This is a genomic window from Microbacterium sp. MYb66 (genome assembly GCF_002979435.1).
Classification (GTDB): Bacteria; Actinomycetota; Actinomycetes; order Actinomycetales; family Microbacteriaceae; genus Microbacterium.
On record NZ_PCOV01000007.1, the window covers coordinates 35043 to 51941 of the forward strand.

Below are 16899 nucleotides of genomic sequence, written 5' to 3' on the forward strand. Positions count from 1 at the left end.
TTCAGGCGGCGGCGCGGGCCCGGTCGAGGTCTTCGAAGAGCTCCGTGTTGAAGCGGTACGCGAGCAGCACCTCGTCGATCACGCGCTCGCGCTCCGCCTCGTCCCAGGGAGCGGAGTCGAGCTGCTCGCGGTAGACGTCTTTGAATGCTGCCGGGTCGGCGATGTCGTCGAACAGGTAGAACCCGATGCCGTTGGTCTCGAAGCCGAAGCGGCGCGCCATCACCCGACCGATGAAGATGCCGCCGGAGAGGTCGCCGAGATAGCGCGTGTAGTGGTGTGCGACGAAGCCGCCGGCCCACGTCGCGCCGACCTGGCGGATGCGCTCGACGTAGCGCTGCGTCGTGGGCAGCGCCGTGATCTGCTCGCGCCAGTCCGCCCCGAGCAGGAACTCGAGGTCGGCCTCGAGCGCGGGGAGACGGGTCAGCTTGTCGCTGATGAACACCGCCGCCACCGGGTCCTTCCGCATCCGCTCGCCGGCGCTCTCGAGAGCGTCGTAGATGAAGTAGTGCTGCGCGACCAGGGAGATGTAGTCCTCGCGAGAGCCCTCACCCTTCAGGAGGTCGGACATGAATCCGGCGGTCTCACTGCGGGAGTGCGATCCGGACGAGCGCTCGCGCAGGGCGGCGGAGAAGGAGAGGATCTCGGGCATGGAGCCAGTGTAAGGCTTACCTAACCCTGGGCGAAAGTCGGAGTCCTCAGGCGTGCGGGCGGGGCTCGACGCCGAGACGGGCGCACGCGGCGTCGTACAGCGCCACGACCTCGCGGCGCACGGACGGCCGGTCGGCGATCGGGCCGCCGGGCCAGGGGACGCGCAACTCGGAGACGGCGCCGTCGCGCGTGATCTCCCACACTCCCGCCTCTCCGTCGAAGCCGGTCATCACGGAGTCCGAGATCTCGGAACCGGACGGCTCGGCGAAGGCTCGGGCGATGAGGATGTTGTCGTCGGTGTGGTCGCCGTTCATGTGGCGGAGGACCGCGGTGATCACGTCGGCATCGAAGGTGTGGGGCACGCCCACAACCTTACGCGCGGGTCGGAACGCGGCACGGGGCCGACTTTCAGCATCCGCGCTCTAGACTCGGGAGACACGTCTTCGGGGGTTCCTTCCATGCAGCTTCTCTCGTCGCGCCGGTGGCGCGCCGCAACGGCCACGGCGGCCGTGCTCGCTCTCGTCCTCACCGGATGCTCATCTGAAGACTCCTTCACGTACACGCCACCGGCCCAGGTCGACGGCGCTCTGCCCGATGACACGGTCGCGGCGATGCAGGACGCGGTCGACAACGCGCTCACCGCCTCCGGCGCATCCGGTGCGATCGTCGGCGTCTGGGTGCCGTGGAGCGGCAGCTGGGTCACCGCGTCCGGGACCCAGAACCGGGAAGGCGGCGAGCTGAGCACCGAGATGTCGTTCCGCATCGCGGACGTGACCCGGCTGATGACCTGCGATGTGCTCTACGCCCTCGCCGACGAGGGAACGGTCGAGCTCGACGCGAACGTCGCCGACTACGTCTCGGGCGTCGCGGACATGCGCGAGCAGGGCGTCACGCTCCTCGACCTGTGCAACGGCACCAGCGGCGCGGGATCCTCCGAGGCGACCGTCAAGTCGGCCTGGCTGAACACGCCGGAACGCGTCTGGGCCCCGCTGGAGCTCGCCGGCTACGGCCTCGCGCGCCCTCGCCTGGCGCCGGCGACGACCTACCGCGACTCGGACGCGGGCTATCTCCTGCTCGGCCTCGCGCTCGAGCGGGCCTCGGGGATGTCGGCATCCGAACTGATCGCGGAGTACGTCACGAAGCCGCTCGACCTCGCGGGCACCTCGCTTCCCGGTTCGGCGCCCGCGGTGCCGGGACCCGGACCGGCGATGGAGGGCCATTTCCTCAACGCGGTCGAGGGCGGCTACGACTGCACGGCGCCCGTCGACATCACGAAGATGTCGGCGAGCTCGGGCTTCACCGATTCCGGTGCGGTGTCGACCATCACCGACCTCGGTCGGTACGTGCAGGCCGAGGCGGCGCAGAAGCTCCGCACGAAGGAGAAGCCGGATCGCTTCGGCGCTCCGCTCCCGGCCGCCGAGGGCGCCGCGTCGTGGTACCAGGCGACGGGCGGCGGGTATCTCGTCGGCTCGATGATCGGTCAGCAGGGGTGGACCCCCGGCTACGCCACGGCGGCGTACTCCGACCCGACGACCGGGTTCACGGTCGCCGTCGTGCTGAACGATTCCACCGCGGGGGCCCTGTTCGCCCAGCAGCTCTCCTGGGAACTCGCGGCCATCGCGTCGAAGGCTCCGGCCGCGGCCGGGCAGACGGCGCCGGAGTTCGGTCTGCCGTTCACGGCCGAGCAGTACCACCAGGCGACCACCGACGCCGCGCTCGTCTGCGTGCCGCCGGCCGAGTGACCCCGGCCTGACCGGCCGCGCGCGAGGAGGCGACGATGGCGATCATCGACAACGCGATCTACGTCGACGGCGTCCGCACCGAGAATCCGCAGAGTCTCAGCGAGACGTTCGAGCGCATGCGGGAACGCGGCGGCATGAGCTGGATCGGTCTCTACCGGCCGAGCGAAGAGGAGATCCGCGAGGTCGCGGACGAGTTCGGCATCCATGCCCTCGTCGTCGAGGATGCGCTCTCGGGGCACCAGCGCTCCAAGCTGGAGCGGTACGGCGACGTGCTGTTCATGGTGCTGCGTCCGGCCCGCTACCTCGATGCCGTCGAGGAGGTCGAGTTCGGTGAGGTGCACGTGCTCGTCGGACCGGACTTCGTCGTGACGATCCGTCATGCCGAGTCTCCCGATCTCGCCCGCGTCCGGCGCCGGCTGGAGAACGACCCGGCCCTTCTCGCCCACGGCCCCGAAGCGGTGCTGTACGCGATCCTCGACGAGGTCGTCGACGAGTACGCGCCGGTCCTGGCCGGACTCGAGAACGACATCGACGAGATCGAGAGCCAGCTGTTCGAGGAGGACACGGACGCCACTCAGCGCATCTACGACCTGGGCAGGGAGGTCATCGACTTCCAGCGGGCGACGCAGCCGCTCTCGGGGATGCTGGAGGCGCTGCTGCGCGGATCGGACAAGTACCGCGTCAGCGATGAGCTGCAGCGCTACCTGCGGGATGTGCTCGACCACACGCTGCGCGTCACCGACCGGGCGACGACCTTCCGCACCGTGCTCGACAACGCCCTCACGGTCGAGTCGACCATCGTGGCCCGGCGGCAGAACGAGGAGATGCGGCGGATGACGGAGCTCAGCATCCGCCAGAACGACGAGGTGAAGAAGATCTCCGGGTGGGCGGCGATCCTGTTCGCGCCCACGCTCGTCGGCACGATCTACGGCATGAACTTCGACCACATGCCCGAGCTGCACTGGCTGCTCGGCTACCCGATGGCCCTCGGCCTGATGGTGGCCCTGGGTTTCGGTCTGTACGCGGTGTTCAAGCGCAAGGGCTGGCTCTGACGCCGACCGCACGGCGCATCATGCCGCGCATGGGATGATCGCAACATGGAACTCGTGGCGGGAATCGATTCCTCGACCCAGTCCTGCAAGGTCGTCATCGCGGATGCCGTCTCCGGTCTGGTGGTCCGGGAAGGACGGGCGGCGCACCCGCCGGGTACCGAGGTCGACCCGGAGGAGTGGTGGCGGGCGCTGCAGGCCGCGATCGCCGCGGCCGGCGGTCTCGACGATGTGCGCGCCTGGGCGCTGAGCGGCCAGCAGCACGGGATGGTGGCCCTGGACGCTGCGGGCAGAGTCGTGCGCCCGGCACTCCTGTGGAACGACATGCGCTCCGCGGACGCCGCGTCGGCCCTGATCGCGCAGTACGGAGCGACCGCACTCGCCGAGCGCACCGGCCTCGTGCCGGTGCCCTCGTTCACCCTCACGAAGGTGCGCTGGCTGCGCGAGCACGAACCGGAGCACGCCCGCCGCGTCGGCGCCGTCGCGCTCCCGCACGACTGGCTGACGTGGCGTCTTCGAGGGTTCGGTCCCGATGATCGCCTCGGTCCCGATCTCGACGAGCTCGTCACCGATCGCTCGGAGGCCTCGGGCACGGGGTATTGGACGGATGCCGGCTATGACCGGGAGCTCTTCGGCGAGGCGCTGGGGCGCGATGCGATGCTGCCGCGAGTCCTCGCGCACGACGCCGCGGTCCGCGACGCGGACGGCCGCTCCGTCGGACCCGGATCCGGAGACAACGCCGGTGCCGCGCTGGGACTGGGCGCGCAGGTGGGCGATGTGGTGGTGTCGATCGGCACCAGCGGAACCGTCTTCGCGACGAGCGCGCACCGCACGATCGACCCGTCCGGCACGGTCGCCGGATTCGCGGACGCGGCCGGCGGGCACCTGCCGCTCGTCGCCACCCTCAGCGCCGCCCGCGTGCTCGACACGCTCGCGACGCTGCTCGCGGTGGATCACGAGGAGCTGAGCCGGCTCGCGCTGGCCGCGGCCCCCGGTGCGGGCGGGCTCGTGCTCGAGCCGTATCTCGAAGGAGAGCGGACGCCGAACCTGCCGGACGCGACCGGGACCCTGTTCGGCATGACCCTGGCTTCGACCACGCGCGAGAACCTCGCCCGGTCGGCCTTCGAAGGGGTGCTCGGCGGCCTGCTGTACGGCCTCAATGCGATCCGCGATCTCGGTGTGCCGACCGAGCGCGGGATCCTCATCGGCGGCGGCGCCCGTTCCGCCGCGGTGCGCGCGATGGCGCCCGAGATCCTCGACATCCCGATGACCGCGCCTCCCGCCGGCGAGTTCGTCGCGTGGGGCATGGCGCGGCAGGCGGCGCGGACGCTCGGCCTGGAGCTGCCGCCCGCGGCCTAGCTCGGACCGACGGCCCGAGCGGGAGCTCGGTCAGGCCGGAGCGGCCGACCCTCGGGGGTCGAGCAGATCCGCCCAGGCGCCCTCGCGGTCGAACACGAGGTCGGTGCCGACGACCGCCCAGTCCGCCCCCGCGGAGGCGAGCGCTTCGGCATGGATGCGCCGCACGCCGCCGTCGACTCCGAGCCGTCGCTCGGGCGAGGCCGTGCGCAGGGCCGTGAGCTTGTCCAGCACGGCGGTGTCGAAGGTGCTCCCCGCTTGACCGGGCACGATCGACATGCACAGCACCGCGATGTCGGAGGGCACGCTGTCGGCGGGCGTCTGCGGAGAGACCGCGAGGCCGGGAACGGCGCCTCGCCGTTCGATGCGGTCGAGCGCCGCCTGCCAGTCGTCGCTCTCGATGTGGACGATCACGAGGTCGCAGAAGGCGGTCCAGGCATCCACCTCGCCCGCGGTCCGATGGGCCATCAGATGCGCTTCGGCCGTGAGGCCGGTCGCGGCGGCGAGTTCGGCCGCCGACTCCGGGGAGAACCCGCCGGCCGCGGCGAAGCTGCCGTCGGTCGTGTCCCAATGCAGGCGCGCGAGTCCGGCGTCGCGCAGCCGCAGCGAGGTGTCCAGGCGGTCGTCGACGGGCACCGACCAGAGGGATCCGGCGATCTGCATCAGCGGTCCTCCGCGAGCACGGCCTCGGCGAGGGTGTGGTCGGTGAACAGCTCGGTGATGAGGCCGACCCGGGAGACCGTGCGGATCGCATCGGCCTTGGCCGCTCCGCCGGCGACGGCGACCACGCGGGGCACCTTCTGCAGCTGCTCGTACGAGATGTTGACGCAGCGGTCCTGGAAGTCCGCATCGACCGGGGTGCCGTCGCTCCGGATCAGGATGCCGGCGATGTCGGCGACGCAGCCCTTGCTCAGAGCGTTCGCGAGGTCGTCGATCGGCAGCACGTCGCGCACCTGGGATACGGGCGGGTTCCAGGCGCCGACCGAGAGCAGTGCCGTCGTGACCGCGGGGAACAGGTCCATGGCCGAGCGGATGTCGGGGTGCCGGCGCAGGCTCTTCGCCGTCTCGAGGTCGTCGACGATCAGCGGGGAGAAGATCGGATAGACGTCGCCGCCCGAGCGGTGCGACGTCTGACGCACGACCTCGATGGGCGAGGATGCCAGGTCGCCGGCGACGACGCCGGTGAGCTGCACGATCGAGAGTCGCGGGAGATGGTCGAACTGGCTGACCGTCGCGGTCAGGGTGCGGCCCCAGGTGACGCCGAGGACCTCGTCCTCGTGCAGGCTCTCGCTGAGCGCCCGTGCCGCGGCGCCGCCGATCTGCCGACGTACGGTGTCGTCGTCGCCGTGCGAGCGCACCACGAGGCAGTGCTCCAGGCCGAGCTTGTCCTGCAGCCGCTGACTGAGCTCCACATCCGGCAGGCCCCAGTCGTGGATCTCGATGGTGACCACGCCCTCTTCCCTGGCGCGGGTGAGCAGGCGCGCCACCTTGAAGCGGGAGATGCCCAGAGCGTCGGAGATGTCCACACGTGAGCGGTCTTCGAGGTAGTGGGCGCGGGCGACGGCCGCCATGAGGGCTCGATCGTGGTCCATGCCGGTCGAGACCTCGCTCATTTGAGCGTTGAAATCACGAAACTGTGACATATGTGACGGTTGCCTTTCCTTCGGCACGGGACACTTCCTATGCTCAAACGTACATCCAAGCATCACAGATGAGCGCGACTGATTCCATCGTGCGATTGAAGGAGCAAGTGTTGACGGTCAATGACGACATCCTGGCGGTAGCGCGCGGTCGGCTTCAGGCGGAAGCCGATGCCGTGGCGGCGCTGATCGACACGGTCGACGACACCCTCGTCACGGCGGCATCGCTGATCCTCTCCGGCACCGGCAAGCTCTTCATCGGCGGCTCCGGCACCTCGGGCACGGTCGCGCGACGGATGGCGCACATCCTCTCGGTGACCGGCACCCCCTCGCTGCCCTTCTCGCCCATGGACGGGCTGCACGGAGCGTCGGGAGCCATCTCGGCCAACGACATCGTGCTGCTCATCTCCAACGGCGGAGCATCCGACGAGGTGGTGCAGCTCGCCCGCATCGCCCGCGGCCGCGGCGCCAGGGTGATCTCCCTCTCGCGCAGTCACGAGACTCCGCTCGCTCAGCTGGCCGACCACAGCGTCGCCGTCGCCGTGCGCCCCGCAGCCGACATCGGCGGCATCGTCGCGACGGGCATCACCATCGCGCAGTCGGCGTGGGGCGACGCCCTGGCCGAGGTGCTGATGCGCGGTCGCGGCTACACCTGGGCGGAGTTCATGACCACCCACCCGGCCGGTGCCGTCGGACGCCTCGAGGACCTGCCGGCGGATCCGCCCCGGATCGAGATCCCCGTGCACCAGGAGGTCGCGCGATGATCGACGTCGTCGCCGGAGTCGACAGCTCCACGCAGTCGTGCACGGTCGAGCTGCGCGACGCCGCCACGGGGGTGCTCGTGTCGACCGGCCGTGCTCCGCACCCGGTCACCCACCCGCCGGTCAGCGAGCAGGACCCCGAGTCCTGGTGGCAGGCGCTCGTGTCGGCGATGGCCGAGGCGCGCCGCGACGTCGACGTGCGTGTCATCGGCGTCAGCGTCGGCGCCCAGTGCCACGGCCTGGTCGTGTCGGATGAGGCGGGTCGGGTCCTGCGCCCCGCGCGCCTGTGGAACGACACCACGTCGGGCCCGCAGGCCGCAGCGCTCCTCGACCGGCACCCCGCCTCCTGGTGGGCGCAGCAGATCGGCATCGTGCCGTCGGCGGCCATCACCATCTCCAAGCTCGCCCTCCTGGCCGAGACGGAACCCGACACGTTCGCCCGCGTCCGCCACCTCTCCGTGCCGCACGACTGGCTGACCTTCCGGCTGACCGGACGCCGCGTCACCGATCGCTCCGATGCCTCGGGCACCGGGTACTTCTCCGCCGACACGGGTCGCTGGCGCACCGACATCCTCGACGAGGTCGTGGCCGAGCGCGACTGGGCGCCGCTGCTGCCCGAGGTGCTCGCGCCCGACGAGGCAGCCGGGCGGATCACGCCGGCTGCCGCCGCAGAGCTCGGCATCGATCCCGACGCCCTGGTCGGCCCGGGCGGCGGCGACCAGCACCTGGCCGCGCAGGGCATCGGACTCGGCGACGGAGACGTGGCCTACAGCCTCGGCACCTCGGGCGTCGTGTTCGCGACCACCCCCGACCCGGTCGTCGACGTCACCGGATCCGTCGACGGCGTCGCCAACGTCACGGGCGGCTACCTTCCCCTCGTCTGCACCCTCAACGCCACCAAGGTCACCGACGCGATGGCGCGACTGCTCGCGGTCGACCACGCCGAGCTCACCGACCTGGCCCTGGCCGCACCGCTCGATCCCGAGCGCCCCGTGCTCGCCGCGTACCTGGACGGAGAGCGCTCGCCGCGGCTGCCCTCGGCACGAGGGATGCTGGCGGGTCTCACCACCGCGACGAGCCGCGAAGAGCTGGCGCTCGCCGCCTTCGAGGGTGTCGCGTTGGGACTCGTCCGCGGGGAGCGGGCGCTCGCCGCCCTCGGCATCCCCGTCTCGGGCCGCACCATCGCGATCGGCGGGGGAGCGCGTTCGCGGGCGTACCGCCAGATCATCGCCGACCTGACGGGCCGTGCGGTGCACACCGTCGACGCCCCGGAGGGCACCGCCCGCGGAGCGGCGATCCAGGCCGCCGCCGTCGTGCGCGGCGAGACCGTGGCCGCCGTGACATCCGCCTGGCGCCCGGAGGTCACCTCCGTGACCGAGCCGCGCGCCGACCGCAGCGACATCTGGGACCGCTACATCCACCTGGCCGACGTGCAGGCCGACGGCGACCGGTTCTAGGAGGACCCATGCTCTACATCGACAGCGCAGACCGCGACCAGCTCGCTCCGCTCCTCGCGACGGGTCTCTTCGCCGGCGTCACCACCAACCCGACGATCCTCGCCCGCGCCGGCCTCACGGCCGACGACCTCCCCGAGCTGGCGGCCTGGCTGCGTGCCGGGGGAGTCACCCGCTTCTACGCGCAGGCAACGGGGACGACGGTGGAGGAGCTGCGTGCGACCGCGCAGCGGATCGCCGATCTCGGCGACGACGTCGTGATCAAGCTCGTCGCCACCGAGCCGGCGCTCGCCGTGGCCCGTGAGCTGACGGATGCCGGGCGTGAGGTGCTCGTCACCGCCGTCTACCATCCCGCGCAGGCGCTTCTCGCGGCGGCCGCGGGAGCGCAGGAGATCGCGCCCTACGTGGGCAGGACGAGCGAGAACGGCCGCGATGGCATCGCGCTCGTCGCCGCGATCGCCCGCAGTGCGCCGAGCGTGCGGATCCTCGCCGCGAGCCTGCGCTCGTCCGACCAGGTCGCCGCCGTGGCGGCGGCCGGCGCACACGACCTCACCCTCGCACCCGCCATCGCCCGCGCGCTCTTCGAGGATGAGCTCACCCTCGCGGCCAGCGCGGAGTTCGAGGCACTCGTCGCCGCGAGCACACGCACCCCGGCGGTGCCGCTATGAGCGCGGGGACGTGCTCGATGCCGTCAGGCGCGCGGCGGACCGCTCGTCGCCCTGACCTCGAGCGAGGTCGGCAGGAATCGACGGCGCGGCGTCACGGCCAGCGCATGACTGAGCAGCAGCTCGCCGGCGATGCGCCCCTTCTCGACCAGCGGCTGGCTCACCGTGGTGAGACCGACGCGTCCTGCCTCGGGGATGTCGTCGAAGCCGGTGATCGTGAGATCGCCCGGCACGCTGAGCCCCTGGCGACGCGCGGCCTCGAGCGCGCCGATCGCGAGCACGTCGCCGAAGCAGCAGACCGCTGTGAGGTCGGGGTGCCGCTGTCGCAGCGCCTGGAGTGCGGCGGCCCCGGACTCGACGGCGTTCTCGAACCGCTCCTCCACGACGATGGGCACGCCGCCCAGACCGTCGCGGAGACCGGCGATCCGGTTGCGCTGGACGGAGTAGACCGCCCGGGTCCAGCGCTCCTCGTCGGCGGGACCGTTGTAGCGTGCGCGCCCCAGTCGCGAGGTGATGACGCCGACCTTTCGGTGGCCGAGGCGGGCCAGGTGCTCCCCGAGCTCCGCGGCGGCGGCGCGATCGTCGAGGCCGACCCAGTCGGCGGCGAGGTCGTCACGCGGTTCGTCGACGACGACGGTCGGCAGACGGCGGCGCAGCGCGGCGTTCAGGTGGGGGTCGCCCTCGGGGACCGAGTAGAAGACGAAGCCGTCGACGACGGCGCCCATCACGTTCGACACCCGCGACTCATCGACCGGGGGGCCGGTGGGGAGGAGCAGCAGGTTGAGTCGCGCCTCCTGCAGCGTCGTCGAGAGGCCGGCGAGCAGCGCGACGGAGGCGGGGTCGGCGAGAGCGAAGGGCATCTCGTCGGTGAAGACGACGCCGATCGTCTCGGACTTGCCGCGGCGGAAACGGCGTGCCGCGGCATCCGGGCCGGCGTAGCCCACCGCATCGGCCGTCGCGAGCACACGCTCCCTGACGTCGTCGCTGACGCGCTCGGGGTGGTTGTAGACGTTCGAGATCGTCGCCGGAGACAGGCCGAGCGACCGGGCGATGCTCGTCAGCGTCGGGGGCGGCGCTCCGGGCGTCTTGGTCATTTCCTCAGCCTAGTGGATTTGACGTTTCAAGTACCAGAGCGCGAACGCTGGCGCGCGCAAATCGTTGGAAATACAGGGATGGATGAAGCAGTGTTGACGCCATTACATTTACGTTCTAATATTCAACCGACCACGAGCCCTCGGCTGGACCCGAAGCGCTCCGGGCGCAGGAGCCCGAAGCTCCGCACCACCCCGTTCTCACAGGAGAGAGAGGATTCTCATGACTGAGATCCCGTCGACGATGACCGCCAGCGTGCTGCGAGGGGTGAAGGACCTGGTGCTGGAAGAGCGTCCCGTTCCGGTGCCCGCCGCCGACGAGGTGCTCATCGAAGTCGCGAGCGTCGGTGTCTGCGGCTCGGACGTGCACTACTACGAGCACGGCCGCATCGGTCCGTACGTGGTCGACAGCCCGCTGATCCTCGGCCACGAGGTGAGCGGTCGCATCGTCGCCGTGGGGGCCGACGTCGACCCGTCGCGGATCGGTCGGCGCGTGGCGGTCGAGCCGCAGCGCCCGTGCCGTCGCTGCGACTTCTGCCGCGCCGGCGACTACAACCTCTGCCCGCAGATGGAGTTCTACGCGACCCCGCCGATCGACGGCGCGTTCTGCGACTACGTCCTCATCCAGGACGACTTCGCCTACGACGTGCCGGACTCGATCAGCGACCATGCCGCAGCGCTCATGGAGCCGCTCTCCGTCGGCATCGCCGCGGCCCAGAAGGGCGGCATCAAGGTCGGTGACACCGTGCTCATCGCCGGCGGCGGACCGATCGGCATCATCGCCGCCCAGGTCGCCAAGGCGTTCGGAGCCGTCGACGTGGTCGTGGCCGACATCAACCCGGCCCGCCGCGAGCTCGCCGCCTCCTACGGCGCGCGCGTCGTCGACCCCGCCGCCGAGTCGACCGTCGAGCTCGAGGCGAACGTCTTCATCGACGCCTCCGGGGCGACTCCCGCCATCGTCAACGGCATCCGCTCCACCCGTGCCGGGGGGACCGTGGTCCTGGTCGGCAGCGCCGACGAGTTCCCGCTCTCGGTGCCCGACGTCGCGATGCGCGAGCTGAACGTGACCGGGATCTTCCGGTACACGGGCACCTGGCCCATCGCCCGCGCGCTCCTCGAATCCGGCCAGGTCGAGCTCGACTCGCTCGTCACCCACGTGTACGGCATCGAGCAGGTCGAAGAGGCGCTGTCCGGCGAAGGATCGGTCGACTCGCTGAAGCGCATCGTCCTGCCGCGCGTGCGTCGGGTCGACGAGCCAGAGGTCAGGAAGGCGCCATGAGCGACACACTGCTGTCCGTCCAGGGGATCTCGAAGTCGTTCCCCGGTGTGAAGGCGCTCGACGACGTCTCGTTCGACGTGCGTCCGGGAACCGTCCACGCGCTCTGCGGCGAGAACGGCGCCGGCAAGTCGACGCTGATGAAGATCATCAACGGGATCTACCAGCCCGATGCCGGCACCATCAGCGTCCGCGGCGAGGAGGTGCGGATCAAGAACCCGATCGACGCCCGCGCCCGCGGCATCGCGATGATCTCGCAGGAGCTCAACTACGTGCCGGGCATGACGATCGCGGAGAGCTTCTTCCTCGGTCGGCTGCCGATGAAGTTCGGCAAGATCGACTGGAAGTTCATCCGCAGCGAGGCCCGCCGCATCCTCGCCGAGGAAGGGCTGGACTTCTCGATCAACCGCCGGCTCGGAACGCTCACCGTCTCGGAGATCCAGACCCTGGAGATCCTGCGGGCCGTCTACCACAGCGCCGACGTGCTGATCATGGACGAGCCGACGTCGGCGATCGCGCACAAGGAGGTCGAATCGCTCTTCGCGAAGATCCGCGACCTTCGTGCCCGGGGCAAGTCGATCATCTACATCTCGCACAAGATGGACGAGGTCTTCGAACTCGCGGACGACGTCAGCGTGCTCCGCGACGGCACCGTCGTGAGCTCGCAGCCCACCGAGGAGATCAGCTCCAGCCAGATCATCGCGCAGATGGTCGGCCGTGACCTCGACCACCAGTCGTACCCCAAGGAGCAGGTCGAGATCGGCGATACGGTCTTCCGCGCCACCGGGCTGTCCTCCGCGCACATGTTCGAGAACATCGACCTGAACATCCGGGCGGGGGAGATCGTCGGACTCGCCGGACTCATCGGCGCCGGTCGCAGCGAGGTCATCCGCGCGGTGTTCGGGCTCGACAAGCTCGACGCGGGCGAGATCGAGGTCGACACGGCCACCGTGAAGATCAAGAACCCGACCCAGGCCATCAAGGCCGGTGTCGCGATGCTCTCGGAAGACCGCCGCCTGGTCGGCATCGTGCCGCAGCTCAGCATCATGAAGAACGCCACGCTCGCCAGCATGCGCAAGGTGATCCACGGCGGCTTCGCCCGGCGCCGCGAAGAGGAGAAGCTCGTCACCGAGTACTTCGACAAGCTGAACGTCAAGGCGCCGAGCCTGCAGACGCGCATCGCGAACCTCAGCGGCGGCAACCAGCAGAAGGTGCTCCTCGCCCGCTGGCTGATCTCCGACCCGAAGGTCCTCCTCCTCGACGAGCCCACCCGCGGCATCGACGTCGGAGCGAAGTTCGAGATCTACAAGATCATGACCGAGCTCGCCAAGCAGGGGCGCGGCATCCTCATGATCTCGTCCGAGCTGCCCGAGCTCATCGGGATGTGCGACCGCATCTACGTGATGTCGGCCGGACGTCTCACCGCGGAACTGACACCCGATCAGTTCTCGCAGGAAACCATCCTCACCTACGCCATGAATGAAATCGAGGTGGCATGAAAATGCTCTCCAACCTGAAGAGACTCGAGGTGAGCCGGTTCTCGATCTACATCATCCTTCTGATCGTGATCGTCGCGGCGAGCTTCCTGAGCCCGAACTTCCTGAGTTCGGACAACCTGTTCAACGTGCTCCGCCAGGTGTCGGTGATCACGATCCTCGCGTTCGGCGCGATGACCCTGATCATCGGCGGCATGATCGACCTCTCCGCCGGAGCGGTGATGGCCTTCGCCGGCGTCGTGTCGGTCATGGTCTACAAGTCCAGCGGCAACCTGCTCCTCGCGATCCTCGCCGGCATCGCGATCGGCATGATCTGCAACCTCGTCAACGCCTTCCTCGTCGCGACGCTGAAGACACCCGCGTTCATCGTCACGCTCGGCATGATGCTCATGGCCCGCGGCGCGGTGCTCGAGCTGACCCAGGGGCAGAACGTGCTGCAGCTGGGCGACTTCGTCCTCATCGGCCAGGGCAACCTCGGCTGGCTGCCGATCCCCGTACTGGTGCTCATCGGCGTCACGATCGTGATCTGGTACCTGATGAACCAGACCCGCTACGGCCGCTCGGTGTACGCCGTCGGCGGCAACGAGGAAGCGGCGCGCGCCGCCGGCATCTCCGTCGCCCGCGTGAAGTACCAGGCGTTCCTCGTCAACGGAGCGCTGGTCGGCATCGCCGGTGTCATCTTCATGTCGCGCGTCAACGCCGGCCTCCCGAACGCGGGTGTCGGCTACGAGCTCCAGGCGATCACCGCTCCGATCATCGGTGGCACGAGCTTCTCCGGCGGTGTCGGAACGGTGATGGGAACCCTCGCCGGTGCGCTCATCGTCGGCATCCTCGGCAACATCATGAACCTCATCGGGATCGGCTCGTACATCCAGCAGATCGTGATGGGCGCGATCATCGTCGTCGCCGTCGCCTACGACGTCTTCAGCAAGCGCGGCAAGGCGAAGACCACGATCCTCAAGTCCGACTCGAAGGGCGATCCCTTCCCCGTCGGGTCCTCCGCGTCCGATCCGGGAGGCGGTCGGGTGAAATCCTGACCCCCCTCCCATTCCCTCTCGCTTCACCCACACACACAGAAAACAGGAGAAGACAATGAAGAGTCTTACCCGCAGGATCGTCGCTCTCGGCGCCGCAGCCGTCACCGCGATCAGTCTCGCCGGCTGCGCCGTCACCACCGGGAACCCGACCGGTGACAGCGGCGGCGCATCCGAGGACAAGGACGAGTACCGCGTCGCGTACATCGCCCGTGCCCAGGCCGACTCGTTCGCGGCATGGCTCGCCAACGAGATGAAGGCGGAAGCCGGAAACTACGACGACATCACCCTCGAGGTGTTCGACGGCCAGGCCGACGACGAGATCGAGAACAAGATGATCGAGAACGCGATCGCCAACCGGTTCGACGCGATCATCATCCAGGCGAACAACGCCGACGCCCAGCTGCCGTACATCCAGCAGGCGATCGACGCGGGCATCGTGACCATCACGACCAACCCCCGCGTCGAGGACCTCACCGGCGGCAACTCCGTCGACGCCGACCCGTACAAGCAGGGTGCGGTCGTCGCGGAGCTCGCGGTCGAGGAGATCCCGGAGAACGCGAACGTGGTCGTGCTCAACGGCCCCGCGGGCAACTTCCACAGCACCGCACGTCGCGACGCGTGGCAGGCCGAGTTCTTCGAGAAGCGTCCGGACGTGAAGATCGTCGCGGAGGACATCGCGAACTGGAACAAGGACGAGGCCATGACCCTCATGGAGGACTGGTCGCTCGCCAACCCCGACGTCGACGCGATCATCTCGATGAACGACAACATGGCATCGGGCGCGCTCGAGGCCGTGAAGGGCAAGGGCGGCTTCGACGGCATCCTCGCCTACGGCGTCGACGGCACCCCGGAGGCCGTGCTCCTGATCGAGGCCGGCACGATGACGGCGACGTCGCTGCAGAACGCCCGCGAGCTGGCGCAGCTCAACCTCAAGGCCGTGCACGACCTGCTCACGGGCGCGGAGGACGAGGTGAACGTCGACATCGGCAACCCGCTGATCACGAAGGAGAACGTCCAGGAGTACATCGACCTGTACAAGGAAGCCGGACTCCTCGACGAGTGATGCCACCGGTCCAGTGACACCACGTCGGGGGAGCAGGCGCCCGCCTGTTCCCCCGACGCATGCCCGCACATCCCCCCGGAAGGTAGACCCCGCGATGCTCGCTCTCGCACTCGCCGACGCCCGTGACCGCGCGCGGCGGCTCGCCCAGGACGGGCGCCCCTTCCTGCTGGGGATCGTCGGCCCGCCCGGGGCCGGCAAGTCCACTCTCGCCGAGGCGCTCGGCGAGCCCGCCTTCCCGATGGACGGGTTCCACTACGCCAACGAGCACCTCGATCGGCTCGGCCTGCGCGACCGGAAGGGAGCGCCAGCGACCTTCGACGTCGACGGCTTCGCCGCTCAGCTCGGTCGCCTCCGCGCGGGGGAGGACGTGGTCGCCCCCCGCTTCGATCGCGACATCGACGCCGCCGTCGCCGGTGCCCTCCCGCTCTCCGCCCGCGACCGCCTGATCGTCGTCGAGGGCAACTATCTGCTCCACGACTCCGACGGCTGGGAGAGGGTCCGCCCGCTGCTCGACGAGGTCTGGTACATCGACGTGCCGGAAGACCTCCGACTCCGCCGACTCGTCGCCCGCCACGAGTCCTTCGGCCGAACGCACGACGACGCCGTGCGCTGGGCCTCCGACGTCGACGGCCCCAACGCCGTCCTCATCCGCGCGACCCGCCACCGGGCGGACGCGATCATCACCCTGACCGAAGGAGAAGACGCATGAGCGTCATGGATGCATTCGACCTCACCGACCGCACGGCCCTCGTGACCGGCGCCACCCGAGGGCTGGGACGCGAGTTCGCCCGCGCCCTCGCCGAGGCCGGCGCCGACATCGTCGTGCACGGCCGCGACGAGGAGGCGGCCAAGGAGGTCGCGGCCGAGATCGAGGCCCGCGGACGCCGCGCGTGGATCGTGCTCGGAGACCTGACCGAGCGCGACTCCGTCGACCGCGTCGTCGCCGAAGCCATCGGGGCCGCCGGCCACCTCGACATCCTCATCAACAACGCCGGCGCGTGCATCCACCGCCCGGCGCTCGAGGTCACCGACGACGAGTGGTCGCACGTCATCGACACCAACCTCACGGCCCTGTGGCGCATGTCGCAGGCCGTCGGCGGGCACATGGTCGCCCGCGGCTCCGGCTCGATCGTGAACGTCGGCTCGATCTCGGCGCAGATCGTCAACCGCCCGCAGTTCCAGCCCGCGTACAACGCCTCCAAGGCCGCGGTCCACCACCTCACGAAGTCGCTCGCGGCGGAGTGGGCGCCGGCCGGCGTGCGCGTCAACGCCGTCGCTCCCGGATACATCAAGACGGACATGTCGCCGGTCGACGAGCCGCGGTTCCGCCGCTTCTGGATCGAGGACTCGGCTCAGCAGCGCTACGCGACACCCGACGAGGTCAGCCCGTCGGTCGTGTTCCTCGCCTCGGACGCGGCGAGCTTCATGTCGGGCACGGTGCTCGTCGTCGACGGCGGCTACACGCTGTTCTGAGCGGACGAGCGGATGCCGTCGGGATCCGTTCCGGCGGCATCCGCTGCTCTTCGGCCCCGCCCCGAATCCGGTCGGCTCGAGCCGGCTGTCCGGATCCGTGCGGTCGTTGGCCGAGCGGCACCTTGTCCCTGGCGTCCGTGCCGGGCAC

The 16899-nt window shown here is 69.9% G+C and carries 17 protein-coding genes; 12 read left to right on the forward strand and 5 right to left on the reverse strand.

Annotated elements, in window-relative coordinates:
- Window position 1: 1 nt before the first annotated feature.
- The gene (locus CQ045_RS13985) at window positions 2-649 is read right to left on the reverse strand and encodes a heme oxygenase (biliverdin-producing) (RefSeq protein ID WP_105724728.1); all 648 of its coding nucleotides are present in this window, start codon (window positions 647-649) and stop codon (window positions 2-4) included.
- 46 nt (window positions 650-695) lie between these two features.
- Complete coding sequence (locus tag CQ045_RS13990) at window positions 696-1010, reverse strand: DUF2470 domain-containing protein (RefSeq protein WP_105724730.1); 315 nt, start codon at window positions 1008-1010, stop codon at window positions 696-698.
- A 96-nt stretch (window positions 1011-1106) separates the two neighbouring features.
- Here CQ045_RS13990 and CQ045_RS13995 point away from each other — a divergent pair, with 96 nt between their 5' ends.
- Genes CQ045_RS13995 through CQ045_RS14005 form a run of 3 tightly spaced genes read left to right on the forward strand, consistent with a single transcriptional unit; the run spans window position 1107 to window position 4798 of the window.
- On the forward strand, window positions 1107-2390 hold the full coding sequence (locus CQ045_RS13995; RefSeq protein ID WP_105724732.1) for a serine hydrolase domain-containing protein: 1284 nt from the start codon (window positions 1107-1109) through the stop codon (window positions 2388-2390).
- Between the two features lie 35 nt (window positions 2391-2425).
- The gene (locus CQ045_RS14000) at window positions 2426-3442 is read left to right on the forward strand and encodes a magnesium and cobalt transport protein CorA (RefSeq protein WP_105724734.1); all 1017 of its coding nucleotides are present in this window, start codon (window positions 2426-2428) and stop codon (window positions 3440-3442) included.
- A gap of 45 nt (window positions 3443-3487) precedes the next feature.
- Window positions 3488-4798, forward strand: coding sequence for an FGGY family carbohydrate kinase (locus CQ045_RS14005; RefSeq protein WP_105724736.1), 1311 nt, complete (start codon window positions 3488-3490; stop codon window positions 4796-4798).
- Window positions 4799-4828: 30 nt separating this feature from the next.
- Here the strand turns inward: CQ045_RS14005 and CQ045_RS14010 are convergent, their stop codons facing one another.
- Both CQ045_RS14010 and CQ045_RS14015 read right to left on the reverse strand, forming a co-directional pair.
- Window positions 4829-5458: a hypothetical protein gene (locus tag CQ045_RS14010; RefSeq protein ID WP_105724738.1), complete on the reverse strand. Its 630-nt coding sequence runs from the start codon at window positions 5456-5458 to the stop codon at window positions 4829-4831.
- The gene (locus CQ045_RS14015) at window positions 5458-6408 is read right to left on the reverse strand and encodes a sugar-binding transcriptional regulator (protein ID WP_181156570.1); all 951 of its coding nucleotides are present in this window, start codon (window positions 6406-6408) and stop codon (window positions 5458-5460) included. The genes CQ045_RS14010 and CQ045_RS14015 overlap by 1 nt, the downstream gene beginning before the upstream one ends.
- A 140-nt stretch (window positions 6409-6548) precedes the next feature.
- On the opposite strand from CQ045_RS14015, the gene CQ045_RS14020 reads away from it, so the two are divergent.
- Genes CQ045_RS14020 through CQ045_RS14030 form a run of 3 tightly spaced genes read left to right on the forward strand, consistent with a single transcriptional unit; the run spans window position 6549 to window position 9318 of the window.
- Window positions 6549-7199, forward strand: coding sequence for an SIS domain-containing protein (locus tag CQ045_RS14020; protein WP_181156571.1), 651 nt, complete (start codon window positions 6549-6551; stop codon window positions 7197-7199).
- Window positions 7196-8653, forward strand: a complete 1458-nt coding sequence (xylB, locus tag CQ045_RS14025; protein ID WP_105724745.1) for a xylulokinase — start codon at window positions 7196-7198, stop codon at window positions 8651-8653. The genes CQ045_RS14020 and xylB overlap by 4 nt, the downstream gene beginning before the upstream one ends.
- Window positions 8654-8661: 8 nt before the next feature.
- Window positions 8662-9318 (forward strand): transaldolase family protein, encoded by a 657-nt coding sequence (locus CQ045_RS14030; protein ID WP_105724747.1) that lies wholly within the window; start codon window positions 8662-8664, stop codon window positions 9316-9318.
- Window positions 9319-9341: 23 nt separating this feature from the next.
- On the opposite strand, the gene CQ045_RS14035 is transcribed toward CQ045_RS14030, so the two are convergent.
- Complete coding sequence (locus tag CQ045_RS14035; RefSeq protein WP_105724750.1) at window positions 9342-10409, reverse strand: LacI family DNA-binding transcriptional regulator; 1068 nt, start codon at window positions 10407-10409, stop codon at window positions 9342-9344.
- A 220-nt stretch (window positions 10410-10629) separates the two neighbouring features.
- Here CQ045_RS14035 and CQ045_RS14040 point away from each other — a divergent pair, with 220 nt between their 5' ends.
- The 6 genes from CQ045_RS14040 (at window position 10630) to CQ045_RS14065 (ending at window position 16751) form a co-directional block, all read left to right on the forward strand.
- Window positions 10630-11685: an NAD(P)-dependent alcohol dehydrogenase gene (locus CQ045_RS14040; protein WP_105724752.1), complete on the forward strand. Its 1056-nt coding sequence runs from the start codon at window positions 10630-10632 to the stop codon at window positions 11683-11685.
- Complete coding sequence (locus CQ045_RS14045) at window positions 11682-13181, forward strand: sugar ABC transporter ATP-binding protein (RefSeq protein WP_105724754.1); 1500 nt, start codon at window positions 11682-11684, stop codon at window positions 13179-13181. Before CQ045_RS14040 ends, CQ045_RS14045 begins: the two co-directional genes overlap by 4 nt.
- Window positions 13178-14215 (forward strand): ABC transporter permease, encoded by a 1038-nt coding sequence (locus CQ045_RS14050; protein ID WP_258131074.1) that lies wholly within the window; start codon window positions 13178-13180, stop codon window positions 14213-14215. Before CQ045_RS14045 ends, CQ045_RS14050 begins: the two co-directional genes overlap by 4 nt.
- A 55-nt stretch (window positions 14216-14270) precedes the next feature.
- Complete coding sequence (locus tag CQ045_RS14055; protein WP_105724758.1) at window positions 14271-15278, forward strand: sugar ABC transporter substrate-binding protein; 1008 nt, start codon at window positions 14271-14273, stop codon at window positions 15276-15278.
- A 94-nt stretch (window positions 15279-15372) separates the two neighbouring features.
- Window positions 15373-15987 (forward strand): nucleoside/nucleotide kinase family protein, encoded by a 615-nt coding sequence (locus CQ045_RS14060; protein WP_105724761.1) that lies wholly within the window; start codon window positions 15373-15375, stop codon window positions 15985-15987.
- Window positions 15984-16751, forward strand: coding sequence for an SDR family NAD(P)-dependent oxidoreductase (locus tag CQ045_RS14065; protein ID WP_105724763.1), 768 nt, complete (start codon window positions 15984-15986; stop codon window positions 16749-16751). Before CQ045_RS14060 ends, CQ045_RS14065 begins: the two co-directional genes overlap by 4 nt.
- The last annotated feature ends 148 nt before the right edge of the window (window positions 16752-16899 follow it).

Excerpts from the sequence above, each read along its gene's own strand:
- CQ045_RS13985 (WP_105724728.1), bottom strand. The coding sequence starts at position 649 with ATGCCCGAGATCCTCTCCTTCTCCGCCGCCCTGCGCGAGCGCTCGTCC.
- CQ045_RS13995 (WP_105724732.1), top strand. The coding sequence starts at position 1,107 with ATGCAGCTTCTCTCGTCGCGCCGGTGGCGCGCCGCAACGGCCACGGCG.
- CQ045_RS14000 (WP_105724734.1), top strand. The coding sequence starts at position 2,426 with ATGGCGATCATCGACAACGCGATCTACGTCGACGGCGTCCGCACCGAG.
- CQ045_RS14005 (WP_105724736.1), top strand. The coding sequence starts at position 3,488 with ATGGAACTCGTGGCGGGAATCGATTCCTCGACCCAGTCCTGCAAGGTC.
- CQ045_RS14010 (WP_105724738.1), bottom strand. The coding sequence starts at position 5,458 with ATGCAGATCGCCGGATCCCTCTGGTCGGTGCCCGTCGACGACCGCCTG.
- CQ045_RS14015 (WP_181156570.1), bottom strand. The coding sequence starts at position 6,408 with ATGAGCGAGGTCTCGACCGGCATGGACCACGATCGAGCCCTCATGGCG.
- xylB (WP_105724745.1), top strand. The coding sequence starts at position 7,196 with ATGATCGACGTCGTCGCCGGAGTCGACAGCTCCACGCAGTCGTGCACG.
- CQ045_RS14030 (WP_105724747.1), top strand. The coding sequence starts at position 8,662 with ATGCTCTACATCGACAGCGCAGACCGCGACCAGCTCGCTCCGCTCCTC.
- CQ045_RS14035 (WP_105724750.1), bottom strand. The coding sequence starts at position 10,409 with ATGACCAAGACGCCCGGAGCGCCGCCCCCGACGCTGACGAGCATCGCC.
- CQ045_RS14040 (WP_105724752.1), top strand. The coding sequence starts at position 10,630 with ATGACTGAGATCCCGTCGACGATGACCGCCAGCGTGCTGCGAGGGGTG.
- CQ045_RS14045 (WP_105724754.1), top strand. The coding sequence starts at position 11,682 with ATGAGCGACACACTGCTGTCCGTCCAGGGGATCTCGAAGTCGTTCCCC.
- CQ045_RS14050 (WP_258131074.1), top strand. The coding sequence starts at position 13,178 with ATGAAAATGCTCTCCAACCTGAAGAGACTCGAGGTGAGCCGGTTCTCG.
- CQ045_RS14055 (WP_105724758.1), top strand. The coding sequence starts at position 14,271 with ATGAAGAGTCTTACCCGCAGGATCGTCGCTCTCGGCGCCGCAGCCGTC.
- CQ045_RS14060 (WP_105724761.1), top strand. The coding sequence starts at position 15,373 with ATGCTCGCTCTCGCACTCGCCGACGCCCGTGACCGCGCGCGGCGGCTC.
- CQ045_RS14065 (WP_105724763.1), top strand. The coding sequence starts at position 15,984 with ATGAGCGTCATGGATGCATTCGACCTCACCGACCGCACGGCCCTCGTG.